Raw genomic sequence first — 16,580 nt, 5'->3', positions numbered from 1 at the left:
TGAAAATCGGTGACGAACCCCTGATCCTTTTTTCTTAGGACCAAACTCTCCTTCTTTTACCGTATCTTGAGTGTTAACGTGGCAAGGCGCGACTGGTTTTTTAGAGTCGCACAGGGGTGCGCCATGTATTTCAAGGCGATCGCGGTTCTGGTGGTCATCGGCCTCAGCGTCCTACTGTTTGTAGGCATGAGGAAGGAAAACCGCGCCGACGCTGCAGCGGGGAATTGCTACGCGGCGGCGCAGGGCCCCTCTTCCCCGACCGTCTGCGAATAAGGACCTGGAAGACTCCTGATCGGAGTACTGCTATCTCGGCCCCATGGCTGAACCCTCGCCTCGGAAACTTGTCGGGATCGGGCTGATCCTGCTGCTGATCGTCGTCTGGGCGGCGTTCGTCGCAAGCATGGCGCGGATTGTCGGCGCTTGGCCTATGCTTCTTCAGGCGGCTTTCTATCTCGTCATGGGAATAATCTGGATCGTCCCGCTGAAGCCGCTGGTTCGATGGATCGAGACGGGATCGGCCAGGACCATTCGCTGAGGCGACGTTGAATTTACTGTATTAGCTGGCTATAACACCAAAATGGCGACCGTATTGCCTTCTTCCCGTCCGCTGGGCGGGCTGCGCACAAGCGCTACGCGGCTCAAGGGCCGCGCAGCAGCGCTGTGGCACGCGTATCCGCGCGAGACGATCGGAGTAGGCCTCTTCGGTGCAGTTGCCGCTGCCGCGATTGCGGCGACCGCCATTTTCGGAAATGGCAATGCCGATCGCTCGCCGGCAGCGCCGCCGGCGCCGCCGCCGATGATCGTGCGACCGATCGCGCCCGACCAGGCGGTGAAGGTCAATGCACAGATCCCGGTCACGAGCGGTCCCAATCCCGCGGCTTCCCCGTTCGCCTTCAAGGGGAATGCGACAGCGAGGGCGCAAGCGCTCAACTGCCTTGCAAGCGCCGAATATTACGAGGCCGGCAATCAGGACGCGGACGGCGAGCGCGCCGTTGCACAAGTCATACTGAACCGCGTCCGTCATCCGGCGTTTCCGGGCAGCATCTGCACGGTCGTCTACGAAGGTTCGACACGTCCGACGGGCTGCCAGTTCACTTTCACTTGTGACGGCTCGCTCAATCGGCAGCCCGATGCCGAAGGATGGCGCCGGGCGATGCGCGTCGCAGAGGCGGCCCTGAGCGGCTACGTTTATGCGCCCGTTGGCTGGGCGACGCATTATCACGCCGATTACGTCGTGCCCTACTGGGCTTCGACGATGGCCAAGAATGCCGTTGTCGGTGCGCATCTGTTCTACCGCTGGGCCGGCGGCTGGGGGCAGCCCCAGGTGTTCAGCCGTCACTATGATGGGCGCGAGCCGAGCGCCAGGGCGCTAAGGAGTGCCGCGCTCGCTGCCGTTCATGTCATCCCGAACCAGCAGGGCTCGGTTGCTGCCGCCATTCGCGACATTCCAGGAGCAGAACCGCTGAAGCTCGCGCCGTCGCTACGCGGCGATAAACGCGTCGCGGTGCGCTTCAATCTCGTCGCCCGCAAGGCTTCCGAGGAAGCGCCCCACGAGGCCTATACGAAGAAGTTCGAGGTCTCCGACAACCTCAAATGGTCGTTGTCGAGCGATCCGGTTGCGGAAAATCAGCAACCCCTTGGCAGAACGGCCAATGTCTCTCAGCCCCAGGCGGCGAGCGGGACGTCAGCCTCGCGCTAGAGCGGTCCAATTCGCTGCGCCCCCGAAGGGCGCAGCCGATCTCAATCGAAAGCCTTTCCATCTGTCCCGGGGACACCCTCCCCGGGGCCTCGCAGGCAATGGGTGACCGCCTGGTCCAAACTGGACGCACAGCGAAAATGGCGCGAGTGACGGGGCTCGAACCCGCGACCTCCGGCGTGACAGGCCGGCGCTCTAACCGACTGAGCTACACCCGCGTTTTTGGCGTGGCCGCGCACCTAGGAGCGGGGCTTGGGAGTGTCAACCATCGCAGGCTCCATTTCGTGCCGCTCGTCCTCTTCTTCCTCATTGACGTCGCCGGCATGGGTCAAGGTCCCGTGCTCGAATAGGAATCCGGCGATGTCCGGTGTCCCCGCCGCAGCAAAGATCGTCTTCATGATGATGAGCAGCGGAACGGAGAGCAGGGCGCCCGTAGTGCCCCAAACCCAGGCCCAGAAAGACAGCGACACAAGAATCGACAGGGGACTGATCGTCAGCCGATGTCCCACGACCATGGGCGTGAAGAAATTGGCCTCGATGAGGTGGAAGCTGATGAACGCAGCAGGCGGCATCAGGGCCCCCCACACGTCCGGATAGGTCATGAGGCCGCCGAGGAACAGGAGCAGTGCGCAGACGATCGGACCAAGGTACGGGATATAATTGGCGACTGCGACAATGCCGCCCCACATCACCGGCGAGGGCATCCCCAGCCACCAAAGTACAACAGCGGTCAGGGCTCCAAGCCCGACGTTGATGAGCGTGATCGTGCCAAGATAGGTCGACGTCGCATCGACGACCTGCTGGATCACGCGGGCAGTCGTCAGTGCACCCTCAAAGCTCCCGCGGCTCACGATTGTGCGCTTGCGCATCGTCGTCCAGCCAGCGAGGAAAAAGAAGATCACCAGCAGTGCGAAGAACAGCTGGATCAGCAGATGCGGAGCCGAGCTCAGGAGCAGGCTCGACACCGAATTCGGCGTTTCGATCCTGACCGCCCGCCCCTGCTCGTGATTGATCGTGATCTGCGAGGTCGTCCGGTCGATGAACTTGTCCAGATGTTTGTATATCTGGATGACCGGCTCCAGCGTCGATCTCACCTTCGGGATCTTCGAGGGCAGCTGTGCCACCCAGTCCGATGCCGGAATGACGATCGATCCGATTGCGAAAAATGCAAGCAGCAGGAAGATAAGAACGCACAGGCCAGCTGCAGCCTTGGAGGGCATGCCGCGCCGCTCGAACCATTCGAGGAGCGGCACCAGAGCGATTGCGACCACCAGCGCGGCGGTCACGGGCATGAAAAATTCGGCACCGCCGCGAAGAGCAAACGGCAACATGACGATTAGAGCGATGCCAGCGATGAGGGTGAGCGATGCAAGGAGGCGGTCGCGCTTGGCAGTAATTGTTTCCGCCAACATTCGTGCTTCGTCGAGGGTTTCCTCGTCGGGCTGCGCGTGCTTTTTCGTGCGGGCGTCCATTAGGGCAGCATAAGCCGCGACTCTTCGGGCGGCCAGCGAATTGGCGATCGAAACGGGCCCTCGCCGTCGGGGCGGCGGAAGTTCACGCACAGTGGCCGATGACGAGCGGGTGAACCAGCTATTGGCTGGCCGAAAGCGCTCGCTCCTCCGGCGAACATCGCAAGCCGCTAAAGGGCTGCGGTGCGGCAGGCCAGGGCATCGGTTCCCGGGAAAAGATGCCGCGCATGGTGCCCCTGGTCCGACTCGAACGGACACTCCGGTGAAGGAACTCGATTTTGAGTCGAGCGCGTCTACCATTCCGCCACAGGGGCTCCGCGGCTCGGCTCTAGCTAGCGGTGACGAGATCGGGCCGCAATGGTCGTCCGAGTTCCCAAGGTCATGTGCGGGAACGGCGATCAGGCACCGATCCCTTTTGCAGTTGCGCGAACGTGCTCACATATCCACATCAGCCTCATGATCAGCCGTGATCAGTGGCGAAGGTTCGTCGACCATCCGTTGGTCGAGTGGACTTTGTTTGCAATTGGGGTGCTCCTCCTTCTCGTGTCGCCCCTCGTCGGAGCGATTCCGGGCCCGGGCGGCCTCGTCGTTGCAGGCATAGGCCTTGCACTCGTCCTGAAGACCAGCAGCTGGGCCAAGCGGCACTACGTCAGGTTCAAGCGCTGGCAGCCAAAGGCGGGACGCTGGGCGGACTGGGCCCTGAGGCGGCCTAGTGCGCAGCGGCGCGAAGCGCTCCGCAAGGGCGGCGGCCCGGCCATCCGGAATTGACTTGGCGCTGCTCCTCTACTATCGGCGCGCACGACAGCGGCTGCCTCATGGGCGGCCCTTTTTCTTTGATCTTAAAGGCATGAGCGATGAAGCGCACCTTCCAGCCGAGCAACCTCGTCCGCAAGCGGCGTCACGGGTTCCGCGCCCGCATGGCGACGGTCGGGGGCCGCAAGGTGCTGAACTCCCGCCGCGCGCGCGGCCGCAAGAAGCTCAGCGCCTAAGCACGCTCAAGAAGCGGGCGGATTTCCTCGCCGCGAATGCTGGGAGCCGCGCGACTACGCCCGGTTTCGTTCTGCTCGTCCGCGACCGCAAGGATCATGATCCGGCGATGCGCGTCGGCTTCACCGTCACCAAGAAGATCGGCGGCGCGGTCGTCCGCAACCGAATGAAGCGTCGCCTGCGCGCGCTCGCCCGTGAAATCATGCCGCTCAAAGGCGTTTCAGGCGCGGACCACGTGATCATCGGACGGGCGAAGGGCATCGAGCGCGACTTTGAAAGCCTTCGCGAAGAGCTCGTCGGCGCCCTTGAGAGGCTCCGCAAACAATGATCGCCCGAGCGATGATCCTGATCGCCAGGGCATGGCAGAAGGGACCTTCCCAGGTCCTTCCTCCAAGCTGCCGCTATCAGCCGAGCTGCTCGGCCTATGCGATTACTGCAATTGAACGCTATGGGGCCGCCCGGGGCGGATGGATCGCCCTGAAGCGCATTTGCCGCTGCCACCCTTGGGGTGGACAGGGCTACGACCCCGTACCGTGAGGATCATCGAGTGAACGACAGTAAGAACCTGATCCTCGCGATTGTGCTGAGCGCACTCGTGCTGCTCGGCTGGAGCTGGGCCGCGAACCGCTATTTCCCGGCGTCGAACCCGCCCAGCACGAAGATCGAGGCAGGCAAGCAGCAAGCATTGCCGCAGTCCAATGCACAGCCCGTTCCTGAGACGCCAAGGAGGCTGCAGACGGTCGCTGCTGCACTGGGCGCGGCTCCGCGCGTCAGCATTCGAACGCCCATGCTTCAAGGTTCGATCAACCTGAAGGGAGCGCAGATCGATGACCTCCAGCTGCTCAACCACCGGGAGACGATCTCAAGATCCTCTCCGCCGATCCGTCTCCTCTCGCCTCTCGGTGCGCCGGGTGCCTATATCGCGCAGTTCGGATGGACCGCAGAAGGGTCGCAGGCGCCCACCCTCGACACGCTGTGGACAGCGGACAGCCAGACACTGACCCCGAATCACCCGGTCACGCTCAGCACGCAGATGCCCGACGGCGTTCGCTACCAAATCAGGATCGGCCTCGACGACGGGTACCTGTTCACGGTCCAGCGGAGCGTCTCCAACGGATCGGATCATGCGATACTGGTGCGCCCGATCGGGCTCCTGAGCCGCTCGAGCCAGTCCGTTGACCGCTCGACGTGGCAAAACCACGTCGGTCCCATCGGCGTGTTCGATGGAAAGGCGAACTACAGCGTCAACTGGAAGGACCTCGACCAGGGTACCCGCCAGGCATTCGACGGGGTCGGCGGCTGGCTCGGCTTCACCGACAAATACTGGCTGACCGCGCTCGTTCCCCAGGGCGAGATGAACGGAGAGTTCAGGAGGAGCCTAAGCGGAGGGTATCAGGCAGACTTTGCGCTCCCTGAAGTCAGCGTGGCGCCTGGACAAGGCCTTGAGACGACCACCCGGCTCTTCGCGGGGGCCAAGGAAAAAGCCTGGCTCGACCGCTACGAGAATGCGGGCATCGTAAAGCTGTCCAAGTCGATCGACTGGGGATGGTTCGAATTCTTCATGCGCCCGATTTTCGATCTCCTGATGTTTCTCTTCCACACCCTCGGGAACTTCGGACTCGCAATCATCTGCCTGACGCTGATCGTCCGCGCGGTCATGTTCCCGATCGCGCACAAGCAGTTTCAGTCGATGGCAGCGATGCGCAAGGTCCAGCCCAAGCTCAAGGCAATCCAGGAGCGGTTCAAGGACGACAAGCAGCGCCAGCAGCAGGAGATCTTGAAGCTCTACCAGGCGGAGAAGATCAATCCCGCGGCGGGATGTCTTCCGATCCTTCTTCAGATCCCTGTCTTCTACGCGCTCTACAAGGTGCTGCTGGTCAGCGTCGAAATGCGCCACCAGCCCTTCGTCGGCTGGATCAAGGACCTTTCGGCGGCAGATCCGCTGACGCCAGTCAATCTATTCGGGCTGTTGCACTTCACTCCGCCGGCAATGCTTGCAGTCGGTGTCCTGCCCATCCTCGTCGGCGCAACGCAATACCTGTCGATGAAATTGAATCCGCAGCCGATGGACCCTGCGCAGGCCCAGGTATTCGCACTGATGCCCTGGGTGCTGGTCTTCGTCATGGCACCGTTCGCGGCCGGCCTGCAGCTCTACTGGATTACCAACAACGTCCTGACCATGGCCCAGCAGTGGTTCCTCTACCGCAAGTACGGGCTGCATTTCTCGGACACGCATCCGGTTCACACATGAGCAAGCGACCGGATGAGGACCCAATGGAGCGCGCCCGCAAGCTGTTCGCGGGACCGATCGAGTTCCTGAAGTCGGCGCCCGATCTCAAGTTCCTTCCGGATCCGGACGCTCCGGAAGTTGCCTTTGCCGGCCGATCGAACGTGGGCAAAAGTTCCCTCCTGAACGCGCTCGCCAACCGAAAGGGCTTGGCGCGGACGTCGAACACGCCCGGACGAACGCAGGAACTCAATTTCTTCGACGTCGGCATGCCGCTGGAGCTTCGCCTGGTCGACATGCCGGGCTACGGCTTTGCGGAGGCACCCAGGGATCTGGTGAAGAAGTGGCGGTTTCTCGTGAACGACTATCTGCGCGGTCGCACTGTCCTCAAGCGCGCCTTGGTGCTGGTCGATTCAAGGCATGGTCTTAAGGATGTAGACCGCGAGATGCTGCGGATGCTCGATGATGCTGCCGTCAGCTATCACCTGGTCCTCACCAAGGGGGACAAGGTGAAGCCGTCGGCTCTCGGGCGGCTCTATGAAGAGACTGCAAAAGAGGCGGCCAAGCATCCTGCAGCGCATCCCACGATCTTCACCACCTCGAGCGAAACCGGTAGCGGCATCGCCGAGTTGCGAACGGCAATTCTCGAAGCAGCGACAACCTGAGGAGACCACGTGTTCAAGCTCATCATCGGCAACCGGGCTTATTCCAGCTGGTCGATGCGGGGCTGGCTCGCGTGCAAGCAATGCGGTGACGAATTCGAAGAGCTCGTCGTGCCGATGTTTGATGCCGATTGGGAAAAGCGTCGCGAGGGCGACGAGTTCGCCCCGTCGCTCGGCAAGGTACCCATACTCTGGGACAGCGAAATTGTAGTATGGGACAGCCTTGCGATCATCGAGTTCCTGGCGGATCGCTACGGCTCCTCCCTTTATTGGCCAGAGGACGAGGGAGCGCGCGGCATGGCCAGGTCCATGGCTGCCGAAATGCATTCGGGTTTCGCCAACTTGCGCCGCGAATTGCCCATGAACGTCCGAAAGAGCTTCCCGCCAAAGGAGCTCAACGAGGACATACGCTCGGAGATTGACCGGATCCTGCAGTTATGGGCGCAGGCGCGCGCGCGCTTCGGCGGAACCGGCGAGTATCTCTTCGGCGACTGGTGTGCGGCGGACATGATGTATGCGCCAGTGGTCACGCGTTTCATCACCCATGGTGTCGCAGTTCCCAATTTCGCGGGCGCCTACATGAAGGCCGTGCTCTCCCATCCGCATGTCGCCGAATGGATCGACAAGGCACAGGACGAGCCCTGGGTCATCGAGCAGTACGAAACGGGCAAGGCCGCCTAGGAGGGCCTCTTCGTGTCGGCATAGGGCGTGCCGTCACGGTGGACATATTTGCCCTCGGGCGTGAACGCGAGATCGATGTCCGAATAGCCTCCGCCTGTGTTGGTGCCGCCGCCGACAACGATGAAGGTGCAGTCCCTGTCACTCTCATTGCGCAAATGATGGCCATTGGTGCTGCCCTTGGGCCAGGCCGCACAGTCGCCCGCTCGCAGGGTCGTCGGACCGCCGTCCTCGACGAGGACCGCCTCGCCCTCGAGCATGACGAGAAATTCGTCCTCACCATCGTGCCAGTGGCGCTGGGATGACCAGGAGCCGGGCTTGAGCACGACATGGCTCACGCCGAAATCGGTAAGACCTCCCGTCGGTCCGAGCCGCCGATACCAGCGGCCCTGAACCTCGCGGTCGAAAGGTGATGGATAGCCCGTGCGGTTCACCTGGTCGATGGCGTCGAGATCAATCTTCGGCATGGCCCACCTCTTTTGCGGACACTGATAGGTGCCCCTGGTCGCGTTTTGGTTCTATTGGACGACACCTGCTCTGCAAGGAAATATGCGGGGCGCAAGAAGCCGGTCGAAATACCGGTCGATCCGCCGAGGTCAGCCGGAACACCGAACGGGCGCGCCCAAAACCGTCTTCGAGCGGGGTTTAGAAGGTTCCCTTCACCGACAGGGTGAACAACGGGCCCACGAGGTCGTCGTGCCGCTCGATGAAGGCGATCGGCGCGCGGTCGCGAAAGCCCGAATAGACCTTTCGGTTGAACGTGTGCCGGCCGTCGAAGACGTTGTCGACGCTGGCACGCACGGTCAGTCCGAGCACGTTCTTGTCCTCCACGTAGAAGCCTGCGATCCAGGGCAGGTCCAACGTCCGGTAAATTTCGGTCAGGTAATAATATTTCGCGTAGTGCCGATACTGGACGTACACCTCCCAGGCGAAAGGCGTCCGGGGAATGTCGTGACGCAGCTCGGCCATTCCCCAGCGGTCCTCGACGCCGCTAATGGGCCGGGTCCTGCCGGTGAGCGGATCCCGCACCCTCGTCCATTCGGCGCCTAGGTTCAGGTCGAGCTTGGCTCCGTGCCAGCCGACCGGGTCGAAATTGATCGTGCTGGTGGTCTCCGCTCCCCAGCGATCAGCGCGTGGCAAATTCCCGATCCCCTGCCCATCCGTGCCGATAGGGATCACGTCGACGATGTCCTCAACGCGATAATAGTGGAGGTTGAGCCGTGTCTTGCCCCAGCGGCCGAGATCGTGCGCAAGCTCGGTTTCGGCCTCCCAGCTTTGGGGCGGGACGAGGTCGGGGTTACCCGCGTTCTCGCGATCCTGGCTGAGCTGCGGCTGGGCAAGGAAGTCATAGAAACTGATTTGGCCGACGCGGCGGCGAAGCTTGAGGCTGACATCCCAGCCCTTGGCTGCATGCCAGCCGAGCGTGAGACTTCCCTTGGGTCGGAAGAACTTGCGCGGTGGACGATCGTCGTCCGTCCGGTCGAGCCGCGAAATCTCGGCTCCTGCGGCGAACTGAAAATCGAGTGTTGAAGCAAGCGGGCGACTGATCGCCGCAAGCCCTTCGTACCGGACCTCGGTGACCTTGCCGGTGCCCTCGGGGAAAGGGACTTCGACGAATTCCCCCCGATGATCGAGCTGGAACAGGCCGCCGCGCTGATCGAGCGAGTTGAACGCGCGCTCCAAAGACAGCTGCCAATCGTTGCGACCGGTCTTCCAGTGATATTCGGCGCGGCCGATCGTCTCGCCGATGTGCGTATCGCGACTGAACCTGGTCCCGAGCGGGTCTGCGCCGCTGCTGATGAACTGGGTGACGTCCGTTGTCACGATCGGCTCATGCTCCCAGTGCCGAACGCCAATCAGCTTCAGCCGGCCCGGGCCCAGTACGAATTCATAATCGCCGTTGATGTCGGCCGTATAGCCGGCAAGTGACCGCCTGTTGGTTCGGGAGCGAACTTCCCCGGTGACAAACTCGCGCCGATCGGTCTGGAACTGCGGGTTCCAGTACGGCGTGTAACCCAGCGTCAGATTGCCGATCGAGGAGCCGGGCCCGTCGATCCCGAGCTTCAGCTGCGTACTGATCTGCTCATATTCTGAATGGTACCGCTCCTCGCGCGTCTCGGTGAGGACGTGGTTGGGGTCAAGGATCCTTACCGGCCCACCAAGACCGCCGCGCCCATAGTCGTTCTTGACGGACAAGGTGTAATCGACCGGCCCAAGCTTGTTCGAATAGCTGATCGAGCCCCCAAGTATCTCTGGCTCGGTGAAATGGGCGCGGAAGTTGGTGTCCCATTCGAACTGACCGGAGCCGGCCTTGGTCGTCTTGAGGATGATGTTTGCAACCTGGCCCGAGAGCCCTGCGATGCCGAGGCTTGCTGCATCCACGATCTCGATCCGGTCTACTGCCGATGCCGAAGTCCGCTGCAGCTGATCGACTGCGCCGCCGGACTTGTTGGCGATGCGCTGCCCGTTGATGAGAACGTTTTCCGAGGCCTGACCGAGCCCCCGCTCGGTGTTGTCGACCGTGCGAATGGTAAAACTCGGAACCTGTTTGAGCATGTCGTAAGCCGTCTTGGGCGCAAAGCGGGCAAAGTCCGCGGGCGAATAGACGAGCTTTACCCCTGCTGGCGCCAGCTTGTTCGGGGAAGCGGATTGAGCCAGCGATGGCGTCGCAATGAGTGCGGCAGCGCTCGCCAATAGCGACAGTGGAAACCGCTGAGCGGACATGAGCCACCCTCCCCTTTGACGCACTAGCATGTGCTACAAATGTAGCGTGCTACATTTGTAGCGTCGTTGCAAGTCCGAATTTCGAAGCTGATCCGCATCGGTAGCGGGTTATCCCCGCAACGCGCCCCGGCGCGATGTCCGGACAAGCACCTTTGCCTGCCGCACGTAGCTTGGTACGTCCTTCGCGATGGCCTCCCCAATCGACCCGCTGGACCTTGCGTCCGAGCTCATCCGATCACCGAGCGTTACGCCGGCTCGCGGCGAAGTGTTCGACGTGCTCGATCGAGCGCTGACCTCACTTGGCTTCACTATCCACCGATGGGTGATGGGAGATGCGCCAGACGGTCCCACCGAGAACATGGTCGCAATTCGGGAAGGCACAGGTCCTCACTTCGGGTTTGCAGGACATTTGGACGTAGTGCCGCCCGGTGAGGGGTGGATAGGCGATCCCTTTGGCGCCGAGGTCACGGACGGCGTGCTCGTGGGTCGCGGCGCCAACGATATGAAGAGCGCGATCGCAGCATATGTCGCCGCGCTCTCGCGTCTCGACGGGCACCCGGGAACACTTTCACTGCTGATCACCGGTGATGAGGAGGGCTATTCGACCTACGGGACACCCCGGATCATCGACTGGCTCAACGAACGCCAGATCCGGCCGGACATGATCCTCATCGGTGAACCGACCTCGGTCGAGCGGCTTGGCGATACGGTGAAGATCGGCCGCCGCGGCTCGGTCAACATGTGGATCGAAGTGCCCGGGGTGCAGGGGCATGTCGCCTACCCGCATCGCGCAACGAACCCCATTCCGGCCCTGGCGCGCGTCATTGCCGCTCTAAATGCGCTGCACCTCGATGACGGCAACGATCAATTTCCGCCCTCGAACCTCGAGTTCACCGCAATATCGACCCCCACGAGCGCGAGCAACGTGATCCCGGGAAGCGCGACTGCGCAGCTGAACATCCGCTTTAACAATCTTCAACAGGGCGCAAAGCTCGTGAAGCGCGTCGAGGAGATTGCCGATCGAGAAGCGCCGGGCTCGAAGGTGACGGCGCGTATTTCAGGCGAAGCGTTCCTCACCCCTCCCGGACGGCTGTTCGATGTCGTCGTCGACGCTATCGAGGAAGAAACCGGCGCGAAGCCGGAGCTCTCGACCAGCGGAGGAACTTCGGACGGCCGCTTCCTGATCCAGCTTTGCCCGGTCGTGGATTTCGGCCTTCCCAACGCGACGATGCACAAGGTCGGCGAATGCGCTGCCGTGGCAGATATCCACGCCCTGTCGCGAATCTACGAGCGGATCGTGAAGAAGGTTGCCGCCTAGGCGACGGATTTTGCGTCTCGCCCGCGGGCATTGCTGCCCCAGGCCAGAAACTCTTCCTCGAACATCGGCGGCGCGAAGACATAGCCCTGGACGGTGTCGCAGCCCATCGCACGAAGAATGTCCGCCTGAGCGACCGTCTCGACTGCCTCGGCGACGATCTCGCATTCGACACCCTTGATCAGCTGGATCACCGCCTGGACGATGACGCGCGCCTTCTCGCTCGTCTCGATGTCTGCAATGAGCGAGGGATCGAGCTTCACCCGGTCGAGCGGCATCGAACGCAGTCGTGCAAAATTTGAGTAACCGGTACCGAAATCGTCGATGGCGATAAGGGCACCGTCGGCACGAAGGCTCGCGATCTCCTCGAGCACCGGAGCGCTCACCTCCATTGCCGCGCTTTCGGTGAACTCGAGCTCGATCGACGAGAGCGACACGCCGGCATCGCCGAACGCGTGACGCAGCTTCACGAAGAAGTCCGGCCGCTCCACCTGTCGCGGACTTACGTTGAACGCCAGGCGCCCCTCAAATCCGTTGCGCTGCCAGGAACCAAGGTTGGCAGCGACTTCGGCCACCACCCACTCGCCGATCTCGGCGACAAGCCCCGTCCGCTCGGCAATCGGGATGAAGGTCGTAGGAAGCCGCAGGCCTTCGCGCGGGTGGTTCCAGCGCAGCAGCGCTTCGGCCGCGACGAGTTCGCCCGTCACCAGGCTCATTTGCGGCTGGAAGGCGAGGACGAACTCGCCGCGCTGTACCGCCTCCGTCAGCGCTTTCTCCGTATCGACACGCTGCTGGTGATCGGCGGCAAGCTGCGCATCGAACAGGCAATACTGTCCCCCGCCTTTTGCCTTGGCATGATACATGGCGATGTCGGCCGAACGCATCAGCGATTCGATGCTCGTCCCATGTTCAGGCGAGAGTGCAACGCCGATCGAAGCGCCGATGTCGACGCTGTGCGAGCAGAGCTCGAAGGGTTCCGAAATGGCAAGCGCGATACGGCGCGCCACCCGCTCGATTTCGGCCACCGTCTCTATCTGCGGGAAGAAGATGGTGAACTCGTCACCTGCGAGGCGGGCAAGCAGCGGACGAGTCCGTGCATTCGTCACATATTCGGCATTGACCACTACGCGAAGCCGGTTCGCGACCATGATCAAGAGCTGGTCGCCCCGTGCGTGGCCGAGACTGTCGTTGACCAGCTTGAAGCGATCGAGGTCCACGAACAGCATCGCGGACTGGCCCTCCGAAACCTCGCTCATCAGCTTGTCGGCCTCGGAGCGGAAGTGGAGCCGGTTCGGCAGGGACGTCACCGGGTCGTACATGCCGAGGGCATGCGCATTCTCGATGGAAGCGCGGACCTCGGCGAACAGGCTGTCCACCGCTGCCGCAAGCTTGGGCATGGTACGCTGTACCGACGGCGGCGCCGGGGAAACGAGGTCACCGTCCTCGACGGCAAGAAGCCGTTCGCTGAGCGCAGCAAGCGCCCTTGCGCTCTCGCTGTTGGGGCGCTCGGCCGCGACGTAGCTGACGAGAAGGCAGAAAGCGCCGGCCACGAATGCGGCGACGATCTTCTGGTCGACCTGCGTCAAATAGATGAGCGCGCTGAGGGAAAAGAGAAAGGAGGCGCCGCCCGCGGCACATGACAGCGCCGCGTTGCTGATCTTCTGAGCCGTGCCTGCAGTCATCTCGCGTGATGCGCCTCAACGCGGCGAAAAATCTCCGCCGACGTACCCGCGGTAATGAATCGAGGTTAAAAAACTGTCATCGGCCCGAAGGCCTGCGTTTCAAAATGAGATAGAGGCTTCCACCGCCGCCATGGCGGCCGTGTGCACCACGGACCGCGGCGATGTCGCTGGCGTGCCGCGACGCCGCCAGCCAGTCATGCACGGCAGCACGGATCTTCCCCCGTTGAACCGGGGGTTCGCCGGGGCGATGGTGTCCGGTGATGAGCAGGATCACCCGGTCGCCTGACCGAATGGCGTCATCGAGGCCCCGATCAATTGCGCTCCATGCCCGGTCAAGACTCATGCCGTGAAGATCGATGGTCCGGTCCGGCTCGACCGAACCGCTCCGCAGCTTCTTGTCCCAGCTGCCATCCAGCGTCCGCTCGGCGATCGAGACCGGCTTGGATCCTGCATGTCCCGTTCGCCGCGGCCTGGTCGGCGGGTTTGCCGGCGCACTCGCCTGTCTTGGTTGCTCTCCTGGGGCACGGGGAGGCAGATTTTCTCGCGACAGGGGCCGAATCGTAGCGGCGACGCGGGCCCAGAGGTCGGCTTCCTCAGGGCTGAGCGAGCGCACGCGAGGCGACCCCCTTGGGGATCAGGATCAGCGCCTCGCCGGAGGCCGACATTCCACCTGCCGTCGAAACCGCCAGGTCGCCGGACCCCCAGAAGGTGTCGAAGCGGTTGGGTCCCTTGATCGCGCCCCCCGTGTCCTGGGCCACCCACAGGCCCTCGATCTCGGGTCGGTCGGCCTTGCCGAGATAAACAGGAGCACCAAGAGGCACGTAATTGGGATCGGCCGCAACACTTGCATGCGGCGTCACGGGAACATTGAGAGCACCAAGCGGGCCCGGGCCAGTCAGCTCCTTGAAGAAGACGTATGAGAGATTTTCGCGCATCAGCTCCCTGCCCTCGTCGGGGTTGGCGCGGATCCAGTCCTTGATCGCCTGCATGGAAGCCCCGCCCGCCGGGAGAATGCCGCGGTCCCGCAGGAGCCGGCCGATCGCGACGTAGTCGCGGCCGTTCTGGCCCGCGTAGCCGACCCGCATGACTGTGCCGTCATCGAGTCTGATTCGGCCCGAGCCCTGGATTTCAAGGAAGAACAGATCGACGGGATCCTTGGCGTAGGCGAGCTCGAGGCCCTTGCCGCTCAGCGCGCCGTCCTCGATCTCGGCGCGGGTGAAATAGAGGACGCAGCTTCCGGTCGCGTCGATCCGGCCCCGCCCTGTCGTTCCGTCGGACTTCGTGCATCGGACGAGGTCAGGCGGCAGCCGGTAGATAGGCACAAAGCCCGGCCGGGCCGTTCGGGAGCCCTCAATCTCCGGTTCGTAATAGCCCGTTGCAAAGGCGCGGCCATCGCCGACCCTCGTCCAATCAAAGCCATAATAGAAGAAGCCTGGAGCAAAGGTCGGATCGAGCGTGGCGGCTTGCGTGCACAAAGACCGCCAGTCGCTTGCCTGGGTGAGGCCCGATGAGTCAGTGCGCGACATCAGCGCGGGACAACTGGTCCGGAACGCCGCAAGGGCCCGGGCCGCCTGATCCTCGCCAAGGACATGCGGCGTATCGAGCCGAACTCCCGTCTCTGCGGCGTTGCGGCCGACGGGTGCAGAAACGCTCGGTGTCGGCTGGGTCGCAGGAGCCGGAGCTGGTGCCGGAATCGGAACTTCAGGCGGCGGTGTTGGCCGCGTCGCGCAGGCTGCCAGCAGGATGAGAGAAACGAGCGCGGACGCCCGTGCGAACCAACTCACTCTTCCTCGTCGGTCTCGACCAGGAGCCAGTTGGGGTCGCGTGAGCCGGTATCGCGGCGGAATGTCCAAAGGTCGCGGGTCTGGACTGCGTCGCTGAGAGAGCCGGCCACCACCTGTCCTTCCGAGTTGCGGGTCACGGCTGCGATATCGGCCTCGAAACGAACCATGATGATCGCGATTCCCCGTTCCAGGCTCGCCTCGGAAATCACCGCCTGATCGATCGTGACCAGGCGGTTGGCAAGCGTCAGTCCATCCTTGTTGCGCTGCTCCACAGCGCTCGCGAACGCCTCGTAGACGTGAGGTTCGACATGGGACCGGACTGCTTCAAGATCACCCTTCCAGAACGCCTCGAGGATCATCCGATAAGCGGATTTGGCGCCTTCAAGGAAGCGCGCGACGTCAAATGCGGGGTCTGCGGCAAGGATCGCGCGGACGCCCGGACCGGCGGTTGGCACGAATGCCATGTCGCCATTGTCCGCGGGAGCGGCGAGCGGGGCCGGAGGCTGGGCGACGGGCGGCGCAGCGCGCGCGTCGGGGTCGGCCGGCTTCAGGATTGGCTGCTGTTCATGGCCCGTGCGCTCGCCGAGCACGCTGTAGAGTCGAAGCCCGATGAACAAGGCAACCAACGCGAGTATGACGATAACGGTCAAAATCTGATCCTATGTAACTCAGCCGCTCAACATAGTGCGCTTCGGGTAAATATTCCAACACTGCACAACGCGCGACCCGGCATTGCGCCCCATAAATGCGACTGCTAGGCGCTCGATCACCAAACGCCGCACACAAGCAGCGGCTCCGGCACAGCACAACATTTTGTAAGGACAGCATTAATGGCGGACCAGGAACCGACTTCCGGCGGCAATGGTGCGGACAACACCCAGCCTCAGGTTTCCATCCTCGCGCAATATGTGAAGGATCTCTCCGTCGAGAACCCGAGCGCGCCCCAGGTTTATTCCTGGCAGGTCCAGCCAAACCTCGATGTGCAGTTCAACCTCAACGTCCAGGGTGCCGGCGAGGGCGTGCACGAGGTCTCGCTGAAATTCGACATTTCCGCACGCTCCGAAAACGGCGTTCATTTCGTTGTGGACCTGACCTTTGCCGGGCTCTTCGCGCTGCGCAACCTGCCCGACGAGGCACTTCCGCCCTTTCTCATGATCGAGGCTCCGCGGCTGCTGTTTCCCTTCGCTCGGCAGGTGATCTCGGAAGCAGTTGCGAACACCGGCTTCCCGCCCCTCCTCCTCGATCCGATCGATTTTGCCGCAGCTTATATGGCGCAGGTCGAGGCGGCGCAGCAGCAACAGGCCCAAGGCCCCCTCGGGCCCACTGGCCAGCCGGCGCCCGAGGAAGCCTGATCCA

Annotated in this window: 18 protein-coding genes, 2 tRNA genes and 1 pseudogene; 12 read left to right on the top strand and 9 right to left on the bottom strand. The window is 62.8% G+C overall.

All coding sequences use genetic code 11. The features are described from left to right. Positions 1-123 precede the first annotated feature (123 nt). The 3 genes from V8192_RS06970 to V8192_RS06960 are packed head-to-tail and all read left to right on the top strand — an operon-like array spanning position 124 to position 1,699. On the top strand, positions 124-273 hold the full coding sequence (locus tag V8192_RS06970) for a hypothetical protein (RefSeq protein WP_341632359.1): 150 nt from the start codon (positions 124-126) through the stop codon (positions 271-273). Between the two features lie 43 nt (positions 274-316). After that, positions 317-535: a DUF2842 domain-containing protein gene (locus tag V8192_RS06965; RefSeq protein ID WP_341632358.1), complete on the top strand. Its 219-nt coding sequence runs from the start codon at positions 317-319 to the stop codon at positions 533-535. A 42-nt stretch (positions 536-577) separates the two neighbouring features. Further along, positions 578-1,699: a cell wall hydrolase gene (locus tag V8192_RS06960; protein WP_341632357.1), complete on the top strand. Its 1,122-nt coding sequence runs from the start codon at positions 578-580 to the stop codon at positions 1,697-1,699. 138 nt (positions 1,700-1,837) lie between these two features. On the opposite strand, the gene V8192_RS06955 is transcribed toward V8192_RS06960, so the two are convergent. The 3 genes from V8192_RS06955 to V8192_RS06945 all read right to left on the bottom strand — a co-directional run bounded on the left by V8192_RS06955 (position 1,838) and on the right by V8192_RS06945 (position 3,479). Beyond that, positions 1,838-1,914: transfer RNA gene (locus V8192_RS06955), tRNA-Asp, on the bottom strand. Between the two features lie 21 nt (positions 1,915-1,935). Further along, positions 1,936-3,168, bottom strand: a complete 1,233-nt coding sequence (locus tag V8192_RS06950) for an AI-2E family transporter (RefSeq protein WP_341632356.1) — start codon at positions 3,166-3,168, stop codon at positions 1,936-1,938. Between the two features lie 225 nt (positions 3,169-3,393). Next, positions 3,394-3,479 (bottom strand) — tRNA-Leu (locus V8192_RS06945). A 142-nt stretch (positions 3,480-3,621) separates the two neighbouring features. Between V8192_RS06945 and V8192_RS06940 the strand changes: the two genes are divergently transcribed. The 7 genes and pseudogenes from V8192_RS06940 to V8192_RS06910 all read left to right on the top strand — a co-directional run bounded on the left by V8192_RS06940 (position 3,622) and on the right by V8192_RS06910 (position 7,722). Next, the gene (locus V8192_RS06940; protein WP_341632355.1) at positions 3,622-3,933 is read left to right on the top strand and encodes a hypothetical protein; all 312 of its coding nucleotides are present in this window, start codon (positions 3,622-3,624) and stop codon (positions 3,931-3,933) included. A gap of 86 nt (positions 3,934-4,019) precedes the next feature. Then, positions 4,020-4,154: a 50S ribosomal protein L34 gene (rpmH, locus tag V8192_RS06935; protein WP_341633306.1), complete on the top strand. Its 135-nt coding sequence runs from the start codon at positions 4,020-4,022 to the stop codon at positions 4,152-4,154. 53 nt (positions 4,155-4,207) lie between these two features. Further along, positions 4,208-4,480, top strand: a pseudogene (gene rnpA, locus V8192_RS06930) (ribonuclease P protein component); the annotation flags it as partial. Further along, entirely contained in the window at positions 4,477-4,689 is a 213-nt protein-coding gene (gene yidD / locus V8192_RS06925) for a membrane protein insertion efficiency factor YidD (protein WP_341632354.1), read from the top strand. The pseudogene rnpA and the gene yidD, both read left to right, overlap by 4 nt. A gap of 10 nt (positions 4,690-4,699) precedes the next feature. Further along, positions 4,700-6,403 carry a membrane protein insertase YidC gene (yidC, locus tag V8192_RS06920; RefSeq protein WP_341632353.1) on the top strand — a complete coding sequence of 568 codons (1,704 nt, stop codon included), beginning with the start codon at positions 4,700-4,702 and terminating at the stop codon, positions 6,401-6,403. A gap of 23 nt (positions 6,404-6,426) precedes the next feature. Further along, positions 6,427-7,044, top strand: a complete 618-nt coding sequence (gene yihA, locus V8192_RS06915) for a ribosome biogenesis GTP-binding protein YihA/YsxC (protein WP_373276332.1) — start codon at positions 6,427-6,429, stop codon at positions 7,042-7,044. A 9-nt stretch (positions 7,045-7,053) separates the two neighbouring features. Beyond that, positions 7,054-7,722 carry a glutathione S-transferase family protein gene (locus V8192_RS06910; RefSeq protein ID WP_341632351.1) on the top strand — a complete coding sequence of 223 codons (669 nt, stop codon included), beginning with the start codon at positions 7,054-7,056 and terminating at the stop codon, positions 7,720-7,722. Here the strand turns inward: V8192_RS06910 and V8192_RS06905 are convergent. Both V8192_RS06905 and V8192_RS06900 read right to left on the bottom strand, forming a co-directional pair. Beyond that, positions 7,719-8,186 carry a cupin domain-containing protein gene (locus V8192_RS06905; RefSeq protein WP_341632350.1) on the bottom strand — a complete coding sequence of 156 codons (468 nt, stop codon included), beginning with the start codon at positions 8,184-8,186 and terminating at the stop codon, positions 7,719-7,721. The two genes, V8192_RS06910 and V8192_RS06905, sit on opposite strands and share 4 nt — an antisense overlap. Before the next feature lie 178 nt (positions 8,187-8,364). After that, positions 8,365-10,443: a TonB-dependent receptor plug domain-containing protein gene (locus V8192_RS06900; protein ID WP_341632349.1), complete on the bottom strand. Its 2,079-nt coding sequence runs from the start codon at positions 10,441-10,443 to the stop codon at positions 8,365-8,367. A 187-nt stretch (positions 10,444-10,630) separates the two neighbouring features. On the opposite strand from V8192_RS06900, the gene dapE reads away from it, so the two are divergent. Next, the gene (dapE, locus tag V8192_RS06895) at positions 10,631-11,761 is read left to right on the top strand and encodes a succinyl-diaminopimelate desuccinylase (protein ID WP_341632348.1); all 1,131 of its coding nucleotides are present in this window, start codon (positions 10,631-10,633) and stop codon (positions 11,759-11,761) included. Here the strand turns inward: dapE and V8192_RS06890 are convergent. The 4 genes from V8192_RS06890 to V8192_RS06875 form a co-directional block, all read right to left on the bottom strand. Then, positions 11,758-13,440, bottom strand: coding sequence for a putative bifunctional diguanylate cyclase/phosphodiesterase (locus tag V8192_RS06890; RefSeq protein WP_341632347.1), 1,683 nt, complete (start codon positions 13,438-13,440; stop codon positions 11,758-11,760). The two genes, dapE and V8192_RS06890, sit on opposite strands and share 4 nt — an antisense overlap. Positions 13,441-13,516: 76 nt before the next feature. After that, positions 13,517-14,053: a Smr/MutS family protein gene (locus V8192_RS06885; RefSeq protein ID WP_341632346.1), complete on the bottom strand. Its 537-nt coding sequence runs from the start codon at positions 14,051-14,053 to the stop codon at positions 13,517-13,519. Continuing rightward, positions 14,034-15,224 carry a murein transglycosylase A gene (mltA, locus tag V8192_RS06880; RefSeq protein WP_341632345.1) on the bottom strand — a complete coding sequence of 397 codons (1,191 nt, stop codon included), beginning with the start codon at positions 15,222-15,224 and terminating at the stop codon, positions 14,034-14,036. Before mltA ends, V8192_RS06885 begins: the two co-directional genes overlap by 20 nt. Further along, positions 15,221-15,874, bottom strand: a complete 654-nt coding sequence (locus tag V8192_RS06875; protein ID WP_341632344.1) for a Tim44/TimA family putative adaptor protein — start codon at positions 15,872-15,874, stop codon at positions 15,221-15,223. Before V8192_RS06875 ends, mltA begins: the two co-directional genes overlap by 4 nt. Before the next feature lie 180 nt (positions 15,875-16,054). Here V8192_RS06875 and secB point away from each other — a divergent pair, with 180 nt between their 5' ends. Further along, on the top strand, positions 16,055-16,576 hold the full coding sequence (gene secB / locus V8192_RS06870) for a protein-export chaperone SecB (protein WP_341632343.1): 522 nt from the start codon (positions 16,055-16,057) through the stop codon (positions 16,574-16,576). Positions 16,577-16,580: the final 4 nt, after the last annotated feature.

This window comes from Sphingomonas agri (assembly GCF_038148795.1).
In the GTDB taxonomy this organism is placed as follows: Bacteria; Pseudomonadota; Alphaproteobacteria; order Sphingomonadales; family Sphingomonadaceae; genus Sphingomicrobium; species Sphingomicrobium agri.
The sequence above is the reverse complement of the archived record's forward strand: the minus strand, read 5'-3'. Positions and strand labels throughout refer to the sequence as shown.

Excerpts from the sequence above, each read along its gene's own strand:
- V8192_RS06970 (WP_341632359.1), top strand. The coding sequence starts at position 124 with ATGTATTTCAAGGCGATCGCGGTTCTGGTGGTCATCGGCCTCAGCGTC.
- V8192_RS06965 (WP_341632358.1), top strand. The coding sequence starts at position 317 with ATGGCTGAACCCTCGCCTCGGAAACTTGTCGGGATCGGGCTGATCCTG.
- V8192_RS06960 (WP_341632357.1), top strand. The coding sequence starts at position 578 with ATGGCGACCGTATTGCCTTCTTCCCGTCCGCTGGGCGGGCTGCGCACA.
- V8192_RS06950 (WP_341632356.1), bottom strand. The coding sequence starts at position 3,168 with ATGGACGCCCGCACGAAAAAGCACGCGCAGCCCGACGAGGAAACCCTC.
- V8192_RS06940 (WP_341632355.1), top strand. The coding sequence starts at position 3,622 with ATGATCAGCCGTGATCAGTGGCGAAGGTTCGTCGACCATCCGTTGGTC.
- rpmH (WP_341633306.1), top strand. The coding sequence starts at position 4,020 with ATGAAGCGCACCTTCCAGCCGAGCAACCTCGTCCGCAAGCGGCGTCAC.
- yidD (WP_341632354.1), top strand. The coding sequence starts at position 4,477 with ATGATCGCCCGAGCGATGATCCTGATCGCCAGGGCATGGCAGAAGGGA.
- yihA (WP_373276332.1), top strand. The coding sequence starts at position 6,427 with ATGGAGCGCGCCCGCAAGCTGTTCGCGGGACCGATCGAGTTCCTGAAG.
- V8192_RS06905 (WP_341632350.1), bottom strand. The coding sequence starts at position 8,186 with ATGCCGAAGATTGATCTCGACGCCATCGACCAGGTGAACCGCACGGGC.
- V8192_RS06900 (WP_341632349.1), bottom strand. The coding sequence starts at position 10,443 with ATGTCCGCTCAGCGGTTTCCACTGTCGCTATTGGCGAGCGCTGCCGCA.
- dapE (WP_341632348.1), top strand. The coding sequence starts at position 10,631 with ATGGCCTCCCCAATCGACCCGCTGGACCTTGCGTCCGAGCTCATCCGA.
- V8192_RS06890 (WP_341632347.1), bottom strand. The coding sequence starts at position 13,440 with ATGACTGCAGGCACGGCTCAGAAGATCAGCAACGCGGCGCTGTCATGT.
- secB (WP_341632343.1), top strand. The coding sequence starts at position 16,055 with ATGGCGGACCAGGAACCGACTTCCGGCGGCAATGGTGCGGACAACACC.